Origin of the sequence: Salmonella sp. SAL04214 (genome assembly GCF_046550615.1) — a bacterium.
In the GTDB taxonomy this organism is placed as follows: Bacteria; Pseudomonadota; Gammaproteobacteria; order Enterobacterales; family Enterobacteriaceae; genus Salmonella; species Salmonella enterica.
The window spans coordinates 313,308-334,315 of sequence record NZ_JBGDXT010000003.1; the positions used below are offsets into that span (position 1 = coordinate 313,308).

A 21,008-nucleotide genomic window follows, 5' to 3' on the forward strand; every position below is an offset into this window, starting at 1 on the left:
ACAACCTGACTAAATTTCCCGAGTGTGCCGGGTGAGCATCTGGCGCGCCGTCTATTTTTAGGAAAGCGGCGGCCCGTTCGCCGGAAATCGATTAATGACGATATGGGAAAATGCTATGCAATATCAATTACTGATTAATGGCGTGCTGGTGGACGGCGAGGGAGAAAGGCAGTCTGTTTATAACCCGGCGACAGGCGAGGTCATACTTGAGATTGCGGAAGCGTCGCCCGCGCAGGTTGACGCCGCAGTGCTGGCCGCCGATAGCGCGTTTGCCGAATGGGGGCAGACCACACCCAAAGCACGGGCGGAATGTCTGTTAAAACTGGCGGACAGCATCGAGCAAAACGCCCTTGAGTTCGCCCGGCTTGAATCGCAAAACTGCGGTAAGCCTTTGCACTGCGTAATTAATGATGAAATTCCGGCAATCGTGGATGTCTTTCGCTTTTTTGCCGGCGCGGCCCGTTGTTTGAGTGGGCTGGCGGCGGGCGAATATCTGGAAGGACATACGTCGATGATCCGCCGGGATCCGATTGGCGTGGTTGCCTCTATCGCGCCGTGGAATTATCCGCTCATGATGGCGGCCTGGAAGCTGGCGCCAGCGCTGGCGGCAGGTAACTGCGTGGTGATTAAGCCTTCTGAAATCACGCCGCTGACGGCGCTTAAACTTGCCGCGCTGGCGAAGGATATCTTTCCGCCGGGGGTGCTCAATGTCCTGTTCGGACGAGGGCAGACTGTTGGCGATGTATTGACCGGTCATGAAAAAGTACGCATGGTCTCTTTAACCGGTTCTATCGCGACCGGGGAGCATATTCTGCGCCATACTGCGCCAGCGATAAAACGTACGCATATGGAACTCGGTGGTAAAGCCCCGGTGATTGTTTTTGATGACGCCGATCTGGATGCGGTGGCGCAGGGCGTCCGGACTTTCGGTTTCTATAATGCCGGACAGGATTGTACTGCGGCGTGCCGTATATACGCGCAGCGCGGTATCTATGATGCGCTGGTCGAAAAGCTAGGGAACGCGGTGAGCAGCCTGAAAATGGGCGCGCCGGAGGATGAGTCGACAGAGCTGGGGCCGTTAAGTTCGCTGGCGCACCTGAAGCGCGTCACAGCGGCAGTAGAGGAGGCGAAGGCCCTCAGCCATATCCGTGTGATTACTGGCGGAAGTCAAACGGAAGGTAAAGGTTACTATTTCGCTCCGACGTTGCTGGCAGACGCAAAACAGGAAGATGCCATCGTGCAACGCGAGGTCTTCGGCCCGGTGGTCAGTATAACCGTCTTTGATGATGAAGATCAGGTTCTGAGGTGGGCCAACGATTCTCGCTATGGTCTGGCATCCTCCGTCTGGACTCAGGACGTTGGGCGGGCGCACCGGCTTAGCGCCAGATTGCAGTATGGCTGTACCTGGATTAATACCCATTTCATGTTGGTTAGCGAGATGCCGCATGGAGGGCAAAAACAGTCGGGATACGGCAAAGATATGTCATTGTATGGTCTGGAAGACTACACCCTTGTCCGTCACATCATGGTTAAGCATTAAGGATCATTTACTGTTCAGAAAAATCGTGAAAAAATAGGCGGGTGTCGGCGGAGAGGGGGACCTCCCCGCCAACATGCGCAGCAAGTACTCAAAGGTTGAACACCTCAAGCAAACCAGCCGAATCTCAACGAGATCAGACCCAAAAGTCCTGCAGCAGCAAAGACATTAATCAGCACGACGGTTTTACTGGAAACATTCATTTTCGCCACCTTTCATCATAACCCCTATGGGTATAGTACGGGTTGGCGAGATCCGCAATAATACGTAAACAGGATATTCTGTGAGCGGAGCCGTGCATTGAGAACGTTTTGCTGTTAAGGCTGATAAACCTTGATGTGTGTCAAATAAAAAGAGCATATTGCGCGCGTTTTTTCCTCTGGTTGGCGCGGATGCCTGATATGACCCTCTTTCAAAAGATATTAATTTTTTACGCCGTCATGGCGGTGATATCATCCCTGATCACCTGGTTTTTGACTCATGACAAAAAACGAATTCGTTTCCTGAGCGCCTTTTTGGTTGGCGCGACATGGCCGATAAGTTTCCCCGTCGCATTGCTGTTTTCGCTTTTCTGACCTCAAGCCCGATACACGTTACCGGGCATGGTTTTTCCGCAAGGTCAGGCTATCAGGGCAATTAATTGCGCTCTGTCTACGTCGGTAACGTCCTGCGGATGCCGATATCCTGCGTTCTCATTGGCCAGGGTATACAGCGCAACAAGCCAGTCATAGACATAGCGGCTGGCGGCGTGAACGGGCTGTTCGTCAAGCTTTGTTAGACGCAACATTGTCGAACGCGGCGTTGCGGCGAAAATGGCTGCGCCTTTCTGAATGCGGCTGGCCGGGCGCTGGGCCTCCTCGATATTTGCGTAGCCGAGCCAGGCGATGAAGTTACCAATGATGGCATGGAGCTGCGCGCCGCTAACCTCCTCGCGCTGCATGGTTTTCTGTAACTGCTGAGGTAAACCGAGGCGATAGCTGGCGGTAATTAAAATCTCCGCCACGGCGTTGAGCATCTGCGGTTCCAGTCCCAGACGCTGCGCATTATCCCGGCAGTGGGCCCACTGGCGCAGATGATTGATCCACATTTTGTGCGCCTGATAGCCTGTTTCGTGACCTTCTGACGCTGAAGCGCGCGTTGGTTCGTCGGCAAAGAGATCGATCGCGTCATTAAATAAACCGCTAACCTGTTCTTCTCGCGACTGTCGGGTGCGCAGCAACGCTTCGAAGTTCTGTACCGGCGGTAACAGCCCGGCCAGCAGGTCGCCATGTCTGGCGGCCTGGGCCTGAAGACGCCGGATCACGGTTTCAACCGGTAGCCGCGCGTCATCAAACATCGGTAACAGATCGCGCACGCGGCCCCGCAGTTGTTCGCGTAACGCCTGTAAGCGCGCCTGTCGCTGTGGTGCCGATGTCGCCTGCGATAACCACTCCACCAAACGCTGCATACTGTGTTTATCCAGCGCCTGCAACGTTCCCCAGTGCACGCCAGGTTTACCCATCAACTGCTGGACGGCTTCATCCAGATTTTGCTGGGTGGCAAAACGGGCATCCTGTGGAGTAATAGCCCAGACGACGCCGGGTAACGCTGATTCATGCTGCGGCTGCGTGGCGTTAACCCACTCCAGTAAGTGACGGGCGGCGGTGGACGTTTGCGAGCGAGATGCCAGAGCATTGCAAATCACCAGAACATCGGGCTGTACCTGCTGACGGTAATGGGCCAGCATCCAGCCTAATTTCGCCCGCCATAACGGATGAGGATGACTGTCTGGCGCGACCGGAATATCCAGTAAATCAACGTTATCCAGTACGCTGTTTTCAACGGTTAGCACCAGTTCGCGGGTAAGCAGCGCCAGAGAATCAAGCGAAAGGCTGACCGCATTGAGCAGTCGGCCTTCCTTAACCGGATGCACCACCACATCGCTTTGCGTATCGCTGGCGGTTAGCGCCATTTGCGTCAGGAAGTTTTCCGCCGGTAAGCCAAAATGATCGACCAGCAGGCTGAGCGGCGCCGCCAGTTCCCCGGCATGGCTGGTTTGTTGCAACATATGCGCCAGCGCCAGCCATTGCTGGGTGATCTCCGGCTGCTCTCCCCACAGTAATGCCCAGGCGTGCGCCCGTGTCGTGAGATCCAGTGCAGGCAAGAGCGAGGCAAAGTGTTGCCATGTCGCATCATCAATATGTTGTCTGGCGGACGGCAGGCAAGAGCGCCAGAAACTCGCGATGGTCGCAACCTCTTCAGCGGTAACGCCGGGGACGGGCTGCGGTTGGCGAAGCGATTGCCATTTCTCCAGGCGTGATGTGATAATGGATTTTTCAACCTGGCGACAAACGGGGGACGAGCTGGTCCAGGCAATAAAGATCTGCACCAGTTCGGCTTCACTGATCAAGCGCAGGCGCAACGGCCAGCCGTTCTCGTTTGAAAAAATGTCGCGCGTAAAGCGAATAGCCATATTCGCTGGCGCATGACCCGGATTGATGTGGCTGAAATAATCATAGTCACGGTCCGGCGTGATAATTTCCAGCTTGCCATTCTCGTTACCGCATAGCGTCGTTAACAGATGCGCTTTTGCGGATTGCGCATACCCGTACAGACCAACGCAGCCATGTGACGCGCAGGCGGCGTTGAGCGCTGACTCATCCGCCGCGGCAAGCGTAAGTTGCGCCAGCAGAGCGTCGGCTTCGTCATCCAGTCGCGTTGCGTAACGGCGCGTGTTGTTAACCCACTCGATAACAGCCTGGGTGGCGTTTAACGGTTTTGTCATTTCAGGTATACACTCCCGCTATCTATCCAGTAGTGGCTGCCGCTGTGGCGACGGTCAGCCAGCGTATTCAATTTTAATGTCAGCGCATCGGCGGCGACCGGCGTCCCGTCCTGGAGCCAGGCATCACTTAATATGAACGATTCCGGGGCGCTATCTTTGCTACTGCCGCGTAATTTCAGTCGCACATTCAGTACACCGTCGCCAGCGATGGTTTTCGCCAGTTCGGCGGAGTTAATGCTCAGGCAATAGAGTGGGGTTGCCGGCCAGCGACTGTTCGCCAGTTGACGAAAGCCCAACGTCACGTTGCCGCGTAGCGGAAAATGCAGGCGAGCGTCCAGCGTTGCGCCGGGTTTATCCAAATCGATCTCGTGATACCAGATATTTTCATCGCGAAGGGTATTAACGGTATTATCCAGTACGCCGAGATAACGCACAGTCGAATACGCGCCGATATCAGCCGCTTTAAAATTGAAACGCGGCAGACGTAAGTCCAGCGCCAGGCTGCATAACATCGCGCCCACCGCAGCAGTGGATTTTGGATTACCGATACGCCCTTGTTGACTGAAGGGATACCATTCATGTACCTGATACTTATCCATCCACACAATGCGATTAACCGGCACCGGTTGTAAGTGCCGGATGAGCGCCTGTACGCCGGGTAAGCAGGTCGGTCTCCCCGTCACCAGCAAGATATCGCAGTGATAGTGGGAGATCGCTTCGCAGACCGCATGAAGCGGCGTTGTCAGCGTAAACTGACCGGCCAGCAGAGCCTCCTGAAGCTGGCTAAACTGGATTTGCAACGGCACATTGAATATATCAAATGTCGGCGAACCAGACGGTAAGGCATGATCGATCGCCTGCTGGATATAGTTCATCACGTTGCTCGTTGGGCGGCGGATCAGCAGATCGCCAAATGTTGCATGTAAACCAGCAAACGGATCGTTAATGTCGCTTTGCTCCCAGGCGGAAAGTACCGCATGGCCCAGCGGCATAAATAATTGCAGCGCCGTTTGCTGGCGCAAAATGGCCTGAGTATCAATTCGTCCCGAATCGCCAAATAAGGTCGCCAGCAGGGCGGCGGCATCCGTAACGCCTGCCCGTTGCAACGCCGTTTGCAGGGAAGGGAGTACGCAACGCTGAATGATATCCAATAGCAGATCGTCCCCGGCGACTTTAAAACCTTCGCGAAACAGGAGATGAGGCGTAATTTTTACATTGGCCCCCACGCCGTCATCTAACTGATAGTGAACGATCGCCATATCCGTCGTGCCGCCGCCGATATCAATCGATGCCACGCGCAACGCGCGCCCGGGGACGACGCCGGGTTCAGGCTGGCGATCCGGTCTGGCGAGCGCATTAAAAAAGGATTCGGTACGCCCGGCGTAATGCGAAATGGCTTCGTTATAAAGCCATACCAGTTGGCCGCAACTTGCTTCATCCCATTCCATCTGTATTTCTGGTACCGGCACCACGCTTTTTTCACGCTGCTTAGGCGTGGTGAAATCCTCATCCTGCGGATGCCAGCCCATGGCTTTCCAGACCAACGCCAGTGCTTCAAACATTCGCTGGCGGAAAATTTCTCGCTCCTGTTTCGGCATGGCGGAAGGCAGCGTTAAAATCAGGGTGCGTAGCTGGCGCGGCGAGGCGGGAAAGCCGAGCCGCAGCCGGGTGGCGACGCTGTTAATTTGCCCCAGCGCCTGAGCCAGAATTTCGCACAACATATGCGTCATCAAGGTGCTACGGCTGTATTGCGGCGAAAAAACCGGTAGCCTTTCTTCATGCGGCAGGCGGAATAACGGCTGTCCGTCATCGTTCATCAGATTCATCAGCGGAAACGCGGTGGCAAGCGGTTCGCGCTGCGTTTTACCGTGGATCTGGCTAAAACGCCAGTCCTGCAAGGCGGGGGTTTCATCCCACAGGTAGCGGCGCGGGCTGGAGATGCCGCTGCTGCCTTCGGTGCCCACACGCTGCATAGCAAGGGCGCGAGCCTCGTCGCCCACACGCACAATGGAAGGCCACACAAAGGCGTCGTCTCGTCCGCTTTCGACAGAAAAGTGTTGCTTGCCAAAGCGTGCTTCCGAGAATTCCACCCGGCTGGTAAATAAAGGATCGTTCAGAAACTGCGGCTCGCTTAAAGAACGCACCTGAAGCTCTGCCGTCTGGCGTAACCCGTCATTCGCATCGCCATGATCCTCGATCAAGACGCCGCAGGTATGCGTATTGCCGACATCCAGAATCAGATCGACCGGGATTGCGGGCGTGCTTAACGTATGTGTCACAAACTTTACTTCCGGCACCGTAAGCTGTTCGCCTAACAGCGTCAGTAAATTCAACCAGTGCGCCTGATACTCAAAGCTACGCAGCGCTTGTTGTATGGCCTGTTCCGGACGGTTTTCCACCTGTGAGGCATACTGAAGAAACGACTCGCGCAGCCAGCCGTCAATCCATGTCTGGTCAAGAAAAACGGCAACTTCTTCATCGCGCCAGGCGAGCGCAAAACGTGTGCCATTGAGCAGATCGTTTTCGCAAGGCGCCAACGCCGCAGGCATATTTTTTGCCAGTTGACTGTCGAAGGCGAGGGTGATGCGGTGTGTGTTTCCGGCGCTATCTGGCTCGCTGAGTTTACGTACCTGAATGCGCGCCCAGTTATCCGGCCCGTCAATAAAGGTACGCGGCGGATTAAAACGCAGGAACGGCAGGGGGAGCCAGATTCCGTCGAGTACATCCAGAGAATAGTGCAGCGTCTGAGTGCTTTCCGGTTTCACGACTTCGGGTTGGCCGCCAGCACGTCCAGGCAACGTGTAGCGCCCGCTGGTCAGATCAAAATCGAGGCGCAGTAGCGGGCCGTTTGCCGTTTTGCGCACAAAACGTCCGTAGTGGGCCGACTCTTGCGGCGTTAAGCCAAAATCAAGAAACTGGACGCCGCTGTTTGCAATGAGCGTGACGCTCTGTTTGTAATCACACAGATTGACCAACATAAAATCAGGCACCTATCTTTTTAAACGTCAACGGAATTGCCGCGTGGTCGCCATAACGGGCGGTACAGGTTGCGACGTCATTGACGCCTGCTTTACAGGTAATTTCCGGCATCGGATAACGTGAACCGTCGGTGCAGCGCGCATTGCCGCGACTTTTAATCATCAGCTCGCCCGTTTGATGCAGACCAGAGAAAATTTCCGCCCGACAAACCACGTTATCGCCATGTACTACGCGCGCGATACCTTTGTTATTTTGGATCTGATAACGCAGAGAGGGCGGCTTGCCGGTAATCGGATCTTTGACATCCACGCTGACCCGCCAGCTACCGTTTAAAAAGCGCGTGGTTCCAAGCTTCATCTGCGTACTGTCCATCACCAGCGCGTCTTTGGGGATAGCGGCAATGATAACAGGCGCTTCCGGCAGCGGCGCCGCTTTGGGGGCGGGCGTCACCTCAGCGCGATGCAGCGGCAAATGCGCCGTGAGTTCAGGCAAGGGGGTAACGTCAGTTTTCGCGGTAGCGACAGGCGCGGCGCGAACAGGAGAGGCCCCGTCAACGGATGAAGATGGCCAGAAAAAAGGCGTGGCGACGGCGGCGATAACCACGGCAGCGACAGGTAAGCTCCACAGCGGTAGACGGCGAGCTCTTTTCGCCTCAGCAACCGGGATAGGTGCGGCAGGCTTCGGCTCGCTAACGATAACGGGCAGCGCAACAGGTTCCTCCGGCATTTTCGGCGGCTCAATGACAGACGTTAACAAAGGTTCATCCGCCTGACTAAATGCCGCCTCTACCAACGGCTTTGCTTCGGGTTCCGGCTCCGGCTCGACCAGAGGGATGTCGGGGATTGCCTCGGTGACCCGCAGGCAGTCCAGCACATCATCGCGTGTATTTTCGTTGAGATTAACGAATCCCCAGAAGGTGATAACCGGTTTGCCGTTAACCAGGAAAACATGATTTTCGCCGGGAAATTGCGTCGCTTTCTCAAGTAGCGACCCAAATAGCTGAAGCGCTGTTTTACCGGATTGCAGACTTTTTCGACTGAGTGCAGCCGCGCTTTCAAAAGTGCTGGCTAAATAACGTAAAGCCCGAGAACGTGTCTCTTCGTCAGCCGCTTTCCACGCTATCGCCTGACCTTCAATCGGCGAATACCAGTCAACCCGATCGCCATTATCGTTAAGTTGCGGAATCGCCAGACAGTCAACCATCGCCTGCTGTTTACGCAGACGAAGCGTTTCGCGAATTTGCAATGCTGATTCAAATACGGCCTGACCGCCGCCGCCCACGGCCTGATAATCATCCAGATTGCCGCTGCGCAAGAGAGATTTTGCCACGTTGTTATCCCTTAGACTTCTTCACGCGTCTACTTTACGGGGTCTATACGCAAGCAAACGGCGGAAGAAAGGCAAAAAGGCGCGAATTCTCGGTCTATTAAGCCCCGTGTTTCCACTTGACGTAAGTTAAATCAGGAGGGCGGCGGCGAATTACCGCATCGGGCGACAATAACGCGTATAATAGGCGAATCATGCTGTTACAGAATAAAGAGTAGGAGAGCTTATGTCGCACCTGGAGGAAGTGAGCGCCCGCGTGGATGCCGCCATCGCGGAGAGCGTAATTGCCCATATGAATGAATTGCTGATTGCCTTGAGCGATGACGCTGAATTACGTCGCGAAGATCGTTATGTGCAGCAGCAGCGTTTGCGCACGGCTATCGCGCATCACGGCAGGCAATATCAAGAAGATCGGGACGCGCGCCGCGAGCAGCTCACCAAAGGCGGCACGATCCTGTAACCCATTAAAACTGGCGCTTCGCAATCAGCCATGCGCCAATGACCAGCAACAGCGCGCCAAACGCCGGCCCGACCATTGCGCGTAACGTGACGCCGTGGCTACGCGCGATATCCAGCGCCAGTCCGCCGATTAACTGGCTGGCGACCAGTACCGCGATAGTCGTCGCGGCGCCAACGTTCTGATACCCGCTAATGCTGGCAAATACAAAAAATGACCCCAGAAAACCGGGGATCAATGTCCACCAGCGCACGCTGGCGACCAGCTCGCCGAAGCCCGTAGCGCCTTGCTTAAACCACAATATCGTCACAAATAAAACGATCCCTACCAGCGAGTTCAACAGCATAGCGATCAGAATCGTCGATGATGTCTGCGTAATACGCACCATAATACTGTTTTGTACCACCAGCCCGACGCCGGCGGCGATCAAAAAGATAAGCGTCAGCGACTGGTTCATCAGCAGGCGTCCGGCGCGGCGTGTTCATCAAGCTGGAGCTGCATAAACGTAAGATCTAACCAACGGCCAAATTTTACGCCGACCTGCGGCATTTGCGCGGTAACGGTAAATCCCAGCGAATGATGCAGGCGTATCGAGGCGGCATTCTGTGACTCAATACCGGCCACCATCACATGCTTGCCGCAGCGTCGGGCTTCGTCGATCAGTCTGCTGAGCAGTTTTCGCCCCAGTCCTTTCCCCTGGTGCGCCGGATGAACATAAACCGAGTGCTCGACGGTATAGCGAAAACCGTCGAAACTGCGCCAGTCGCCAAATGATGCATAGCCAGTCACCACGCCATTTTCTTCGCTTACCAGCACCGGATAGCCCAGTAATTGACGGGCCTCATACCAGGCAAGGCGATTATCCGTATCGACCGTCCGATCGTTCCAGATGGCCGCAGTATGTAATACCGCATGGTTATAGATTTCGGTAATCGCGGCGCAGTCTGCTTTATCGGCAAAGCGAATCGTCATAGGGAACCCCAGGGAATGTTTACGATAGTGTTAGAAATACTATTGAAGGCGGCATAAATCAACGAATTAGCGCAAGAATTCATATTTAGCGAGAGGGGAAAGAAAGTCGTTCATAAAAGCGCACAGCCTGATATCTGAGAGTGTTTAACTCCCTCAGATAGCGAATGTTCGACTATTATTGATGGATTATGCCAGGCATGAGGAGAATAGAATGAAGCAACAGACCAACCGAAATCGTCGTTGGGTTTTGGCCTCGCGTCCCCACGGCGCGCCGCAGATGGATAACTTCCGCCTCGAAGAAGATGACGTCGCGACGCCCGGTGAAGGGCAGGTGCTATTGCGTACCGTTTTTTTATCACTCGACCCTTATATGCGTGGCCGCATGAGCGATGAACCCTCTTATGCGCCGCCTGTTGAACCTGGCTGCGTTATGGTTGGCGGTACGGTCAGTCGCGTTGTCGCGTCAAACCATCCTGATTACCGACCAGACGAATGGGTGTTGAGTTACAATGGTTGGCAGGATTATGACATTTCAGATGGCGAAGGGTTGGTAAAGCTGGGTGATAATCCGCAACATCCTTCCTGGTCGCTGGGGATTTTAGGAATGCCGGGGTTTACCGCCTATATGGGGTTACTGGATATCGGCCAGCCGAAAGAGGGCGAAACGCTGGTTGTCGCCGCCGCCACCGGCCCCGTAGGCGCAACGGTTGGGCAAATTGGCAAGCTGAAGGGCTGCCGGGTCGTGGGTATTGCTGGCGGCGCGGAAAAATGCCGTCATGCGACAGACGTTTTGGGATTTGATCTGTGCCTTGATCATCACGCTGATAATTTCCCACAACAGCTTGCGCAGGCCTGCCCGCAGGGTATCGATATCTATTATGAGAATGTCGGTGGTAAAGTCTTTGACGCCGTCTTACCGCTACTGAATACGTCGGCGCGGATTCCGCTCTGCGGTCTGGTCAGCGGCTACAATGCGACAGCGTTGCCGGACGGTCCAGACAGACTGCCGCTGCTGATGGCGACATTACTTAAAAAGCGTATTCGTCTGCAAGGTTTTATCATCAACCAGGACTATGGTCACCGGATACATGAGTTTCAGCAAGAAATGGGGCGTTGGATCAAAGAAGGGAAAATACATTATCGGGAGCAGATTACTGATGGGCTGGAAAATGCGCCAGAAGCGTTTATGGGGCTGCTGGCGGGGAAGAACTTTGGCAAAGTCGTGATACGTTTAGCGGACGATGCGTAAAGAAAAAATGGCGGCATTATGTCGCCATAAAAATGTGCAAATTTTAAAATTGCGGCTTTACTTATATTCATCATTCAGATCGCGGTGGGGCAGCTTATCTCCCTCAGCGGCCTGAACCGGTCAAAAATCTCGATACATGAAGGAATGACGGAGATAAAACGGTTGCCATAAAGAAACCTGTATTGTTGTAAAAGATGAGAATATCACGCAAGTAAATTATCACTTTTATTTATTTGGCCGTTCAGGCCTGGATTATCTTTTTTACAATTAAGTTCCGAAACTTCTTCGGGACTCGATTGCGATGTTGTTCTGCCAAGAGGTGAAGGAAGGAAAATGCCGGGTACGGAAAAAACACAACATATAAGCCTGACCACACAGGTTGAAAATCGGTTAAAGCATCAATTGTCTATTGGCGCATTAAAACCAGGCGCAAGGCTTATCACTAAAAATATCGCTCAAGAGTTAGGCGTCAGTATTACGCCAGTGCGTGAGGCCCTGTTAAGGCTGGTCTCTTCCAGTGCTTTGGCGGTGGCGCCAGCACAGGCGTTTATGGTGCCGGAGATCTCGCTGCAAAGTTTGCTGGAAATTAATACGATTCGTACTGCCCTGGAGGAGATGGCGGTGGTCGCCGCTGCGGGTAAGATTACCCCGGATCGCGAGCAGACGCTGAATGCGCTATTAGATGAATTTCAACAGGCGCTGGAAAGTGGCGTTATGGAGAAAATTCTTTTGGCCAACCGCGCATTCCGCTTTGAGATCTACCACTACGCGGATATGCCAACGCTGTATGCCATGATCGAGCAATTATGGGTACGCCTGGGGCCAAGCCTGCATTTTTTATATGATAATTTTAAACTTGATGATTATCAAGACGGCGTTAGTCTGTACAGAAAATTGCTTAATGCGTTAGTGACAGGTGATAAAGAAGCCAGTCGCCACTGCCTACAGAACGTTTTGCAACAAAACGTAGCGACGATTAAAAATCAGTACTTCATGTAACCTTTATGAAACTATGACTTATCAATAGCGGGGATTCCCCGCTATTGCCGGATATTTATTCAAATTGCCATGCCAGATTAATCCCCACGCCATAGTTACGCCCTGGCGCTGGCTCATAATATCGGCCATTAGATTCATTAACGATCACCGAACCGATATATTCTTTATCAAATAGATTATCTACCCGCCCAAAAATATCGACGGTAAGCTGACTGTAATTAAATTTATACCCTGTATTTAGTCCAACAACGGTATACGAAGGCACTTTGGCGGTATTTTCATCATTGGCCATGATATCGCCCATATAACGAACGTCTGTTCCGGCGTACCACCCCTCATCCGGGATAAAACCTAATGAGGCGAATCCCATATTACGGGCGATGCCGGGCATCCGGTTTCCATCACAGTTTTGCCCCTGACAAACGTTACTGCGATAGGTCGCATCCAGCCAGGTCCATGATGCTTTCACCCGCCAGTCGCCGGCGAAGCGCTGGTCCAACGCGAGCTCTGCGCCCTGGCGGCGTGTTTTGCCCGCGTTTTTGTAGGTAGTGCGTCCTCCCATACTGCTGGCGACGACAATTTCATCATCAGTATCGGTTTGAAATAACGCGGCGGTCAACAAGCCATTGCCAATCCGCGTTTTACTGCCGACTTCCACCGTATCATTGGTCGACGGTTTGAGGTCAAAGTTGAACCCGCTTTGGCCGTCAGCGCGATAAGAAAGTTCATTGATAGTGGGAGTTTCAAATCCGCGACCGGCAGCAAGATAGAGATTCCAGGCGTCAGTTAACGCATATTTTAGCGATCCGGCGGGTAGCCAGTGGTGATAGCTGGCGTCGCCGCTGTCATCGCCATTGCCGGGCGCGATATAGTGATCATTAGAATCGAACCACACGGAACTGTAGCGCACGCCAGCATCCAGCGAGAGTTTTTGCGTAAGCTGCCACTGGGTTTGCAGATAAGGATCGACATTCCACATCAAGTTACGCTCATCCCGGCGTAAATCGCCTTTATGCCCAAACTCAGGGGTGCCGTTGTTGAGACGGAAGTTATTGTAACCCTTGCGGTTTTCGCTCATGTTTTCATAGTTTACTCCGCCAGTGAAGGTGACCGGCACACCTAATTCTCCCCGGTGAGTCCAGCGGGAATCAATGCCCTGATAGTGGCGTTGCAGTGTAATTACGCCGCCAGCCTGGGCTGGTTTTAGCTGTGCCACCAAGGGAATAGACTGGTATTGCGTGGTTTCCCGCTCTCCGGCGTAGGCCATCACGCTGATATCATCCTGCGCGCTGAGCTGACGTTCATAACGCAATCCTGCCTGAGTTTGTTTGATGGTTTTACGCGTATTGTACTGTTCAGCGCGCGGCGCCTGTTGCGGATCGGCTTTCCATTCAGATTCGGTAAGTCCGCCGGGATCGTCCGCCTTAATGTCCACACTATTAAAAATCAGCGAGAGTTTACTGACATCGTCAAGGCGCACGCCCAGTTTGGCATTAGCCAGATTTTTTTGCGCGCCGCTGTGATCGCGGTAGCCGTGGGTGGTGAAACGGGTAGTCGATACCGTGTAATCCACGTCGCCAGGCTGTGTGCCGTCACCCATCGCGCCCGTGGCTTTTAGCCCATAGCGCCAGCTTCCATAACTGCCGTAGTAGCTGCTGGCCTCAAGGGTAGGCGGCTGTCTGCCGGTTTCGGTGGTGACATTTATCACGCCGCCGGAAGCATTGCCGTATAGCGCTGAGAAGGGGCCGCGTAACACTTCAACGTCTTGTATGCTGTTAATATCAATATTCGAAATCTGGCCTTGTCCATCCGGCATGGTGGCGGGAATGCCATCAACATACAGACGAATGCCGCGCACGCCAAAGGCGGAACGCGAGCCAAATCCACGGATAGAGATTTGCAGATCCTGCGCGTAGTTCTGCCGGTTTTGCACCTGCAATCCCGGGACGCTGGTTAAAGACTCAGATAAATTGACGCGCGGCGTCGCCAGACGCATGTCTTCTCCCTCAATGACGCTAACGGCGGCAGGTGTATCCAGTTCGGATACGGTTTGCGGCGTTGCGGTGACTATCATGGTTTGTTCATTGGACGTGCTGGCGGCCTGAAGGACCGGGGAGAAGGTCAGAGGCAATAAGAGGGCGGGATAAAGTCGCTGTCTAACGGAAATAATTTTCATGAAAATGCCGGATAAATGTAAGCGTATCAACGGAAAACGTGACATTAAGGGTAGTCAATATGTAAAGTTTTGAAATTTTAATCGCACATTAAGTTAAGAAAATGTGCGGTATTTAAGAGCCATGACATTCGCAGGCGAGGAAAAGCTCCACTTTCTGATAAATAATGATTATTATTCTCAACTTATAATAAGTGCGGAACGAAGATCCCGCGCAGCGAAGTAGTGTGAAGCAGCTATACACGTTTTTATCAAAGGGAGTCGTCATGCACTTACGTCATCTTTTTTCGCCGCGCCTGCGTGGTTCTTTATTGTTAGGTTCGCTCCTCGTCGCATCCTCATTTAGCACGCTGGCGGCGGAAGACATGCTGCGTAAAGCGGTAGGCAAAGGCGCTTATGAGATGGCCTGGAGTCAGCAAGAAAACGCGCTCTGGCTGGCTACATCGCAAAGCCGTAAACTGGATAAAGGCGGCGTAGTTTATCGTCTCGACCCGGTGACGCTGGAAATCACGCAAGCGATTCATAACGATCTCAAGCCGTTCGGCGCCACCATCAATGCCGCGACCCAAACGCTGTGGTTTGGCAATACCATTAACAGCGCTGTTACCGCGATTGATGCCAAAACGGGTGATGTAAAAGGTCGTCTGGTACTTGATGCGCGCAAACGTACTGAAGAGGTTCGTCCGTTACAGCCCCGTGAGCTGGTTGCCGATGCGGCGACCAACACGATCTACATTAGCGGTGTTGGTAAAGAGAGTGCTATTTGGGTAGTGGATGGCGAAACCATCAAACTGAAAACGACGATCGAAAATACCGGCAAAATGAGTACGGGTCTGGCGCTCGACAGTAAAGCGCAACGCCTGTACACCACCAATGCGGATGGCGAATTTATCACCATCGATACCGCCAGCAATAAAATTCTCAGTCGTAAGAAGTTGCTGGATGACGGTAAAGAACACTTCTTTATTAACCTGAGTCTCGATACCGCAGGTCATCGCGCGTTTATCACCGACTCGAAGGCGACTGAGGTTCTGGTTGTCGATACCCGTAATGGCAATATTCTTGCCAAAATCGCGGCGCCTGCCTCTTTGGCCGTCCTGTATAACCCGACACGTAACGAGGCGTATGTGACGCACCGTCAGGCAGGGCAGGTCAGCGTGATCGATGCGAAGACCTATAACGTTGTTAAAACGTTCGATACGCCGACGTACCCGAATAGCCTGGCGCTATCGGCAGACGGTAAAACGCTCTACGTCAGCGTGAAGCAGAAATCGACACGTGAACAGGAAGCGACGCAGCCGGATGATGTTATTCGCATTGCTCTGTAAATAGGGTATGGAGGGGGAAACCCCTCCAGTCATCTCTTTAAACGCACCGATACGCCTCGTTACACCCCGCCGATAGCCTGATGATTCTGTGAGAATTACACTGCCTTTTTGCTGTAGTTAACTCATTATATTCACGAGGAAAATATGAAAAAGTTATTTATATGCTCAGGTTTGGGCATGATGTTTTTTATGCTTGCGGGTTGTACAACCAACTATGTGATGACGACGAAGAATGGGCAAACGATCGTAACTCAGGGTAAGCCACAGTTAGATAAAGAGACGGGGATGACCAGTTATACCGATCAGGAAGGCAACCAGCGGGAAATTAACAGCAATGATGTGGCGCAGTTGATTAAGGCTGACTAAGCATTGGGCGCGATGCGGTGTTGGCGGCAACGCGCATTAAACCCGGCAGGCCTGGGGCTGCCGGGGAAGGGTAATGTTATGTCGCTGCTTCTTCTTTCAATACGACACTCTCTGTCGAATCCGCCGTCACTGGCGCAGTTCGATGGATCTCCGCCACGCGACGTCGCACGCCAAACCAGCCGGCGACCAGCAGAATGGCGATCAGCGGCAACGAGGCGATAGTGTAAGTTCCATTCGGGTAGTCAAACGCCATGAGTACCAGCACGCTTAGTAAAAACAGCAGCGTTAGCCAGGAGGTAAAAGGCGCGCCGGGCAGTTTAAAACTGACGTCTGCGGCTTTGCCTTCTTTTATCGCCTGGCGTAAACGCATCTGGCACACCATGATAAACGCCCACGACGCGATAATGCCGAGCGAGGCAAAATTAAGAACGATCTCAAACACGCGGGAGGGGACCAGGTAATTCAGGAACACGCCGACCACGTAAACCACCAGAGTCGCCAGAATACCCGCATAGGGCACATGCTGACGGCTCATTTTCGCCATGAATTTCGGCGCGGAACCCCCCATCGACATTGAACGTAAAATTCTCCCCGTACAGTAAAGCCCGGAGTTCAGGCTGGAAAGCGCGGCGGTTAACACCACGATATTCATAATACTGCCGATATAAGGCACGCCAAGTTTAGAAAAGAAGGTGACAAACGGACTTTGCCCCGCCTGATAGGCGTTCCACGGCAGCAGCAAAACCAGCAATACGACCGATCCTACATAGAAAAGACCAATACGCCAGATCACGCTATTGATGGCTTTTGGCACCATCGTCTGTGGATCTTTGCACTCCCCAGCGGCGGTACCGACCAGTTCAATCGACGCAAAAGCGAACACCACGCCCTGAATCAGTACCAGCGCGGGCAACAGGCCGTGCGGGAAAAAGCCGCCATTATCTGTAATCAGGTGAAAACCGGTGGCATTACCCTCAAGCGGTTGACCGGTACCGAGAAAAATCGTGCCTACCACCAGGAAGATAACAATGGCGAGTACTTTTATCAGCGCGAACCAGAACTCCATTTCGGCAAACCATTTTACGCCGATCATGTTCATGGTACCGACAATGGTTAACGCGCCGAGCGCGAACACCCATTGCGGAACGTCGCCAAATGCGCCCCAGTAGTGCATGTATAACGCCACTGCGGTGATATCGACGATACCGGTCATCGCCCAGTTAATAAAGTACATCCAGCCTGCGACGTAGGCCGCTTTTTCACCCAAAAATTCACGGGCGTAGGAGACGAAGCTCCCGCTGGAAGGGCGATGCAATACCAGTTCGCCCAGCGCGCGTAAAATGAAAAAAGAAAAAATGCCGCATATCAGATAGACCAGCGCCAGTGCCGGTCCGGCCATTTGCAATCGGGCGCCTGCACCTAAAAATAAACCGGTGCCAATCGCGCCGCCGATAGCAATCATCTGAACCTGACGATTCCCCATCGCTTTGTGATACCCCTCTTCATGGGCGTTCAGCCAGCGTCGTTTCGCCGCATGTTGTTCTGCGGCGTGCGTAGTCTGTGTTTTCATTACGTTACCTGTTATAGCCTGTCCTGACAGAAAAATTCCTTATGCCGCGACGGGCGCTCACCAATCGATTGCCTGCAATGGCGAATGCCGCTTTTCCCTGATTCTGTGACAGGGATAAAACCGCCGGCGGAGCATCCTACCTGCAATTGTTAAATGACGCAAAACATACGGAAAGAACAAAATGAGGATGTCGTGTTTATTTGTGCGGTCAGATGTGGTGCGGTGTGGTCACGATTCAGCCAGATAAGCTTTCAGCACAAATCCGCAGTGATTGCGCTGCGCAATAATTAACCAGCGTTAATCCCTGCAGGGATTTATGGTCATAGATATGACCTCGAACGATAAACCACCTGACGATATTGAAGCAGCATAAGATAAGGCCGTTGCGTCTGTTATTCTCATTTTCTCCTGAAAATGTATGCCTTTGAGCAATTTTGTTGATTGACATATCGTCATAATGAGAGAGGAGTAGGACATATAAAGCTATTGAGCAAAATTTGAAGGAGTAGGATATGCCACATACATCAGTTTCTACCTATGGCAGAGCTTTATCAGGAAATAAGCTACCTCATGTTGCTGCAGGAGATTATGAAAATAAATTATCAACAAAAATCATGAAAGGCATCTTGTATGTGCTTACCGCAGGACTGGCCTACGGATTTACGCGAGTAATTGAACATTATTGCAATGTTACGCCTAAAGTTGAGGAGTTCTGTGCCAATGCAGGGAATATCCATGATCACCTTGCTGATGCTGTATGTGATGGACTGTATGCTGTAGATGTCGAGCTTTCTGATGGTCGGAGGTTAATATTCGAACAACTCTCGCTGATAGCTGGAGGTAAGCCAATCGTCAGGATATCGGATGGCGAACATTCCGTTGAGGTTGAGGGAACCTTTGAAGATATTTGTATGAGACTGGAAGAGGGCTTTTTAGAAGCGCCAGCGTACTATCATTATGATATTGATAAAGACCATAAAACCGTCAGAGAACGAATAGCAGCATATAATGCCTTACCTCAGGCATTAGGCGCCATTCCGAGTTTAGAACATTATATCGCTCGGGCCAGCGACATGCCGGAGGCGAAAGCGCAACGGGCGGCCGACATAAAAGAGCGTTACCGTAACTATTTGGACACTTATTAAAAAGCGTTTATGTTTAGCCAGTTTTGTTAGAAATCAGACTCGCTGAGCTGGCGTTAAAAATTTTAACACGCCGCTATTTTGGCGGCGTGTCGCAAAGAGATTCTCAGAACCCGATTTCCGTTTGTACGCCAAAATTCCACGTACCTCCGGCGGCTGTAGCCGACCTGTCTTATTTTTTCAAAAGTATCCAACGCTATTCCACGGATAGGGTATCCTGTTGCGCAGCGATATCCGCCTCAGCCTGTGTGCCGAACGCAAGCATTAATGTTAATGGAAGCCTCAGATGACCTCTTTTTTACATGCTTATTTTACGCGATTACATTGTCAGCCGTTGGGGGTTCCTACGGTTGAAGCGCTCAGAACGCTTCACTTAGCGCACAACTGCGCGATTCCTTTTGAAAATCTGGATGTTCTACTGCCTCGTGAAATACAGCTCGATGAGACGGCATTAGAGGAGAAACTGCTTTATGCCCGACGCGGTGGATACTGTTTTGAACTGAATGGCCTGTTTGAACGTGCGTTACGCGACATCGGTTTTAACGTCCGAAGCTTATTGGGGCGGGTCATTCTGTCTCATCCCGCCAGTTTACCGCCACGCACGCACCGTTTGCTGCTGGTTGATGTTGAGGATGAGCAGTGGATCGCAGACGTGGGGTTTGGCGGCCAAACGCTAACCGCGCCGCTTCGTCTGCAGGCTGAAATTGCTCAGCAAACGCCGCATGGCGAATACCGCCTGATGCAGGAGGGGAGCACATGGATTTTACAATTCCGCCACCATGAGCACTGGCAATCGATGTACTGTTTTGATCTGGGGGTGCAGCAGCAGAGCGATCATGTGATGGGCAATTTCTGGTCGGCTCACTGGCCGCAATCCCATTTTCGTCATCATTTGTTGATGTGCCGCCATTTGCCTGATGGCGGCAAGCTGACATTAACGAATTTCCACTTCACGCGTTACCACCAGGGACATGCCGTTGAACAGGTCAATGTACCGGATGTACCGTCGTTGTATCAGTTACTTCAGCAGCAGTTTGGTCTCGGCGTAAATGATGTAAAGCACGGTTTTACCGAGGCGGAGCTGGCCGCGGTAATGGCTGCATTTGATACCCATCCGGAGGCGGGAAAATAATTTTTTGCCGCGAGGATTTGCGGGCCTGACAAAGATTAAAAAGTAATAGCCCATTCGGCATGAAACAGAATGACCGCCTGGCCGGAGATGGTGACGTTTTCCGGCTGGTTATCGCGAATGGTGACGGTAACATCAACAGTACCCTCTTTGCCTAAAGCGCGCCCCTGATGGCCTTGAATCTGCAGCGTTTTACCGTCATGCGCCATCAGGCCATGATGGACGAGCCATGCCCCCATCGGGCCATTGGCGTTTCCCGTTACCGGATCTTCCACAATTCCTATCGCCGGGGAAAACATTCGCCCATCGGTTTCGTTTTTTCCCGGACGAATCTGGAAAGGAAAAAAGCCGTTACAGCCAATTTGCTGGCTGATTGCCGTCAGGGCTGCCAGATTCGGAGAAAGGGCATCAATATCAACGTCTGGTTTGAGCAGGATCATCACTTTTGCATGTCCTGTTGAAGCCACCTGAATTGGCGCTCCCGGCACGATATCATCTTCAGTCAGGTTCAACGCGGTGATGATGGCAGCCCGAATCTCTCCGACTAGCGGTGGTTCAAAAGAGGGCTGACCTTGTTCCAGCGTGATGCGATAGTCGTTGTGTTCGGCATGAATTTCAACGCGATGACGGCCCGCTAACGAGGTTTGCCAGACGGTGGTGTTTCCCAACCCCAGTACCGTTGCCCGAACATAATGCGCGGCCACGGTGGCATGACCACAGATGGGGACTTCTACTGTCGGTGTAAAGTAGCGTATGCGCACATCACTCTCTTCGCTTTTTAGCAAAAAGGCGGTTTCCGAGTGACGAAGTTCACGGGCAATCAGCTGCATCTGCGCGTCGCTTAGCGTATCCGCATGTAAGACAACGCCAGCAGAGTTGCCGCGAAAGGGTTCGCTGGTGAAGGCGTCAACATGGTAAATCTGCGGTTTCATTGATGTTCTCCTTTGACTGAAGAATCATCATAGCCTGTGCGTTGCCGAATGACGACGCCCAGGCGTTTTTCTTTGCCCGGTAGCG

The 21,008-nt window shown here is 52.7% G+C and carries 18 protein-coding genes; 9 read left to right on the top strand and 9 right to left on the bottom strand.

The genetic code is table 11. The annotated features are described in order from the left end of the window. Positions 1-94: 94 nt before the first annotated feature. The gene (gene patD / locus ACLJQD_RS07300) at positions 95-1,540 is read left to right on the top strand and encodes an aminobutyraldehyde dehydrogenase (RefSeq protein ID WP_000158093.1); all 1,446 of its coding nucleotides are present in this window, start codon (positions 95-97) and stop codon (positions 1,538-1,540) included. 104 nt (positions 1,541-1,644) lie between these two features. Here patD and yncL read toward each other — a convergent pair whose 3' ends face one another. Next, positions 1,645-1,740 carry a stress response membrane protein YncL gene (yncL, locus tag ACLJQD_RS07305; RefSeq protein WP_001103198.1) on the bottom strand — a complete coding sequence of 32 codons (96 nt, stop codon included), beginning with the start codon at positions 1,738-1,740 and terminating at the stop codon, positions 1,645-1,647. Positions 1,741-1,938: 198 nt separating this feature from the next. On the opposite strand from yncL, the gene ACLJQD_RS07310 reads away from it, so the two are divergent. Then, a complete protein-coding gene (locus tag ACLJQD_RS07310; RefSeq protein WP_000171943.1) occupies positions 1,939-2,112 on the top strand; it encodes a GhoT/OrtT family toxin in 174 nt (57 codons plus the stop codon). A gap of 44 nt (positions 2,113-2,156) precedes the next feature. Here the strand turns inward: ACLJQD_RS07310 and srfC are convergent, their stop codons facing one another. Genes srfC through srfA form a run of 3 tightly spaced genes read right to left on the bottom strand, consistent with a single transcriptional unit; the run spans position 2,157 to position 8,609 of the window. Then, positions 2,157-4,301, bottom strand: coding sequence for a virulence-associated effector SrfC (gene srfC, locus ACLJQD_RS07315; protein ID WP_017441329.1), 2,145 nt, complete (start codon positions 4,299-4,301; stop codon positions 2,157-2,159). Next, positions 4,298-7,279 (bottom strand): virulence factor SrfB, encoded by a 2,982-nt coding sequence (locus ACLJQD_RS07320; protein WP_017441330.1) that lies wholly within the window; start codon positions 7,277-7,279, stop codon positions 4,298-4,300. The genes srfC and ACLJQD_RS07320 overlap by 4 nt, the downstream gene beginning before the upstream one ends. Before the next feature lie 4 nt (positions 7,280-7,283). Next, positions 7,284-8,609 (bottom strand): virulence-associated effector SrfA, encoded by a 1,326-nt coding sequence (gene srfA, locus ACLJQD_RS07325; RefSeq protein ID WP_017441331.1) that lies wholly within the window; start codon positions 8,607-8,609, stop codon positions 7,284-7,286. A 223-nt stretch (positions 8,610-8,832) separates the two neighbouring features. On the opposite strand from srfA, the gene ACLJQD_RS07330 reads away from it, so the two are divergent. Continuing rightward, entirely contained in the window at positions 8,833-9,066 is a 234-nt protein-coding gene (locus ACLJQD_RS07330) for a YdcY family protein (RefSeq protein ID WP_000018720.1), read from the top strand. Positions 9,067-9,070: 4 nt separating this feature from the next. Here ACLJQD_RS07330 and ACLJQD_RS07335 read toward each other — a convergent pair whose 3' ends face one another. Further along, the gene (locus tag ACLJQD_RS07335; protein ID WP_017441332.1) at positions 9,071-9,520 is read right to left on the bottom strand and encodes a DMT family transporter; all 450 of its coding nucleotides are present in this window, start codon (positions 9,518-9,520) and stop codon (positions 9,071-9,073) included. Further along, the gene (gene mddA, locus ACLJQD_RS07340; RefSeq protein ID WP_000155373.1) at positions 9,520-10,035 is read right to left on the bottom strand and encodes an L-methionine sulfoximine/L-methionine sulfone acetyltransferase; all 516 of its coding nucleotides are present in this window, start codon (positions 10,033-10,035) and stop codon (positions 9,520-9,522) included. Before mddA ends, ACLJQD_RS07335 begins: the two co-directional genes overlap by 1 nt. A gap of 211 nt (positions 10,036-10,246) precedes the next feature. Between mddA and ACLJQD_RS07345 the strand changes: the two genes are divergently transcribed. Further along, positions 10,247-11,284, top strand: a complete 1,038-nt coding sequence (locus tag ACLJQD_RS07345; protein WP_001517827.1) for an NADP-dependent oxidoreductase — start codon at positions 10,247-10,249, stop codon at positions 11,282-11,284. A 333-nt stretch (positions 11,285-11,617) separates the two neighbouring features. After that, positions 11,618-12,283: a colanic acid/biofilm transcriptional regulator McbR gene (gene mcbR, locus ACLJQD_RS07350; RefSeq protein WP_017441333.1), complete on the top strand. Its 666-nt coding sequence runs from the start codon at positions 11,618-11,620 to the stop codon at positions 12,281-12,283. A 55-nt stretch (positions 12,284-12,338) separates the two neighbouring features. Here the strand turns inward: mcbR and pqqU are convergent, their stop codons facing one another. Next, positions 12,339-14,459: a TonB-dependent receptor PqqU gene (gene pqqU / locus ACLJQD_RS07355; RefSeq protein WP_017441334.1), complete on the bottom strand. Its 2,121-nt coding sequence runs from the start codon at positions 14,457-14,459 to the stop codon at positions 12,339-12,341. A gap of 263 nt (positions 14,460-14,722) precedes the next feature. On the opposite strand from pqqU, the gene ACLJQD_RS07360 reads away from it, so the two are divergent. Together ACLJQD_RS07360 and ACLJQD_RS07365 are read left to right on the top strand one after the other, a co-directional pair. Next, on the top strand, positions 14,723-15,784 hold the full coding sequence (locus tag ACLJQD_RS07360; RefSeq protein WP_000550638.1) for a YncE family protein: 1,062 nt from the start codon (positions 14,723-14,725) through the stop codon (positions 15,782-15,784). Positions 15,785-15,928: 144 nt separating this feature from the next. Beyond that, positions 15,929-16,150 carry a YgdI/YgdR family lipoprotein gene (locus ACLJQD_RS07365; protein WP_000732362.1) on the top strand — a complete coding sequence of 74 codons (222 nt, stop codon included), beginning with the start codon at positions 15,929-15,931 and terminating at the stop codon, positions 16,148-16,150. 76 nt (positions 16,151-16,226) lie between these two features. On the opposite strand, the gene ansP is transcribed toward ACLJQD_RS07365, so the two are convergent. Then, a complete protein-coding gene (gene ansP / locus ACLJQD_RS07370; RefSeq protein ID WP_000857112.1) occupies positions 16,227-17,720 on the bottom strand; it encodes an L-asparagine permease in 1,494 nt (497 codons plus the stop codon). A 512-nt stretch (positions 17,721-18,232) separates the two neighbouring features. Between ansP and ACLJQD_RS07375 the strand changes: the two genes are divergently transcribed. Together ACLJQD_RS07375 and nhoA are read left to right on the top strand one after the other, a co-directional pair. After that, positions 18,233-18,865, top strand: a complete 633-nt coding sequence (locus ACLJQD_RS07375) for a hypothetical protein (RefSeq protein ID WP_017441335.1) — start codon at positions 18,233-18,235, stop codon at positions 18,863-18,865. A 283-nt stretch (positions 18,866-19,148) separates the two neighbouring features. Next, positions 19,149-19,994: an N-hydroxyarylamine O-acetyltransferase gene (gene nhoA, locus ACLJQD_RS07380; RefSeq protein WP_000200329.1), complete on the top strand. Its 846-nt coding sequence runs from the start codon at positions 19,149-19,151 to the stop codon at positions 19,992-19,994. 35 nt (positions 19,995-20,029) lie between these two features. Here nhoA and ACLJQD_RS07385 read toward each other — a convergent pair whose 3' ends face one another. Next, positions 20,030-20,923: a PhzF family isomerase gene (locus ACLJQD_RS07385; RefSeq protein ID WP_000804298.1), complete on the bottom strand. Its 894-nt coding sequence runs from the start codon at positions 20,921-20,923 to the stop codon at positions 20,030-20,032. Positions 20,924-21,008 lie beyond the last annotated feature (85 nt).

Coding starts and splice junctions, on each gene's coding strand:
- patD (WP_000158093.1), top strand. CDS start 95: ATGACGATATGGGAAAATGCTATGCAATATCAATTACTGATTAATGGC.
- yncL (WP_001103198.1), bottom strand. CDS start 1,740: ATGAATGTTTCCAGTAAAACCGTCGTGCTGATTAATGTCTTTGCTGCT.
- ACLJQD_RS07310 (WP_000171943.1), top strand. CDS start 1,939: ATGACCCTCTTTCAAAAGATATTAATTTTTTACGCCGTCATGGCGGTG.
- srfC (WP_017441329.1), bottom strand. CDS start 4,301: ATGACAAAACCGTTAAACGCCACCCAGGCTGTTATCGAGTGGGTTAAC.
- ACLJQD_RS07320 (WP_017441330.1), bottom strand. CDS start 7,279: ATGTTGGTCAATCTGTGTGATTACAAACAGAGCGTCACGCTCATTGCA.
- ACLJQD_RS07330 (WP_000018720.1), top strand. CDS start 8,833: ATGTCGCACCTGGAGGAAGTGAGCGCCCGCGTGGATGCCGCCATCGCG.
- ACLJQD_RS07335 (WP_017441332.1), bottom strand. CDS start 9,520: ATGAACCAGTCGCTGACGCTTATCTTTTTGATCGCCGCCGGCGTCGGG.
- mddA (WP_000155373.1), bottom strand. CDS start 10,035: ATGACGATTCGCTTTGCCGATAAAGCAGACTGCGCCGCGATTACCGAA.
- ACLJQD_RS07345 (WP_001517827.1), top strand. CDS start 10,247: ATGAAGCAACAGACCAACCGAAATCGTCGTTGGGTTTTGGCCTCGCGT.
- mcbR (WP_017441333.1), top strand. CDS start 11,618: ATGCCGGGTACGGAAAAAACACAACATATAAGCCTGACCACACAGGTT.
- pqqU (WP_017441334.1), bottom strand. CDS start 14,459: ATGAAAATTATTTCCGTTAGACAGCGACTTTATCCCGCCCTCTTATTG.
- ACLJQD_RS07360 (WP_000550638.1), top strand. CDS start 14,723: ATGCACTTACGTCATCTTTTTTCGCCGCGCCTGCGTGGTTCTTTATTG.
- ACLJQD_RS07365 (WP_000732362.1), top strand. CDS start 15,929: ATGAAAAAGTTATTTATATGCTCAGGTTTGGGCATGATGTTTTTTATG.
- ansP (WP_000857112.1), bottom strand. CDS start 17,720: ATGAAAACACAGACTACGCACGCCGCAGAACAACATGCGGCGAAACGA.
- ACLJQD_RS07375 (WP_017441335.1), top strand. CDS start 18,233: ATGCCACATACATCAGTTTCTACCTATGGCAGAGCTTTATCAGGAAAT.
- nhoA (WP_000200329.1), top strand. CDS start 19,149: ATGACCTCTTTTTTACATGCTTATTTTACGCGATTACATTGTCAGCCG.
- ACLJQD_RS07385 (WP_000804298.1), bottom strand. CDS start 20,923: ATGAAACCGCAGATTTACCATGTTGACGCCTTCACCAGCGAACCCTTT.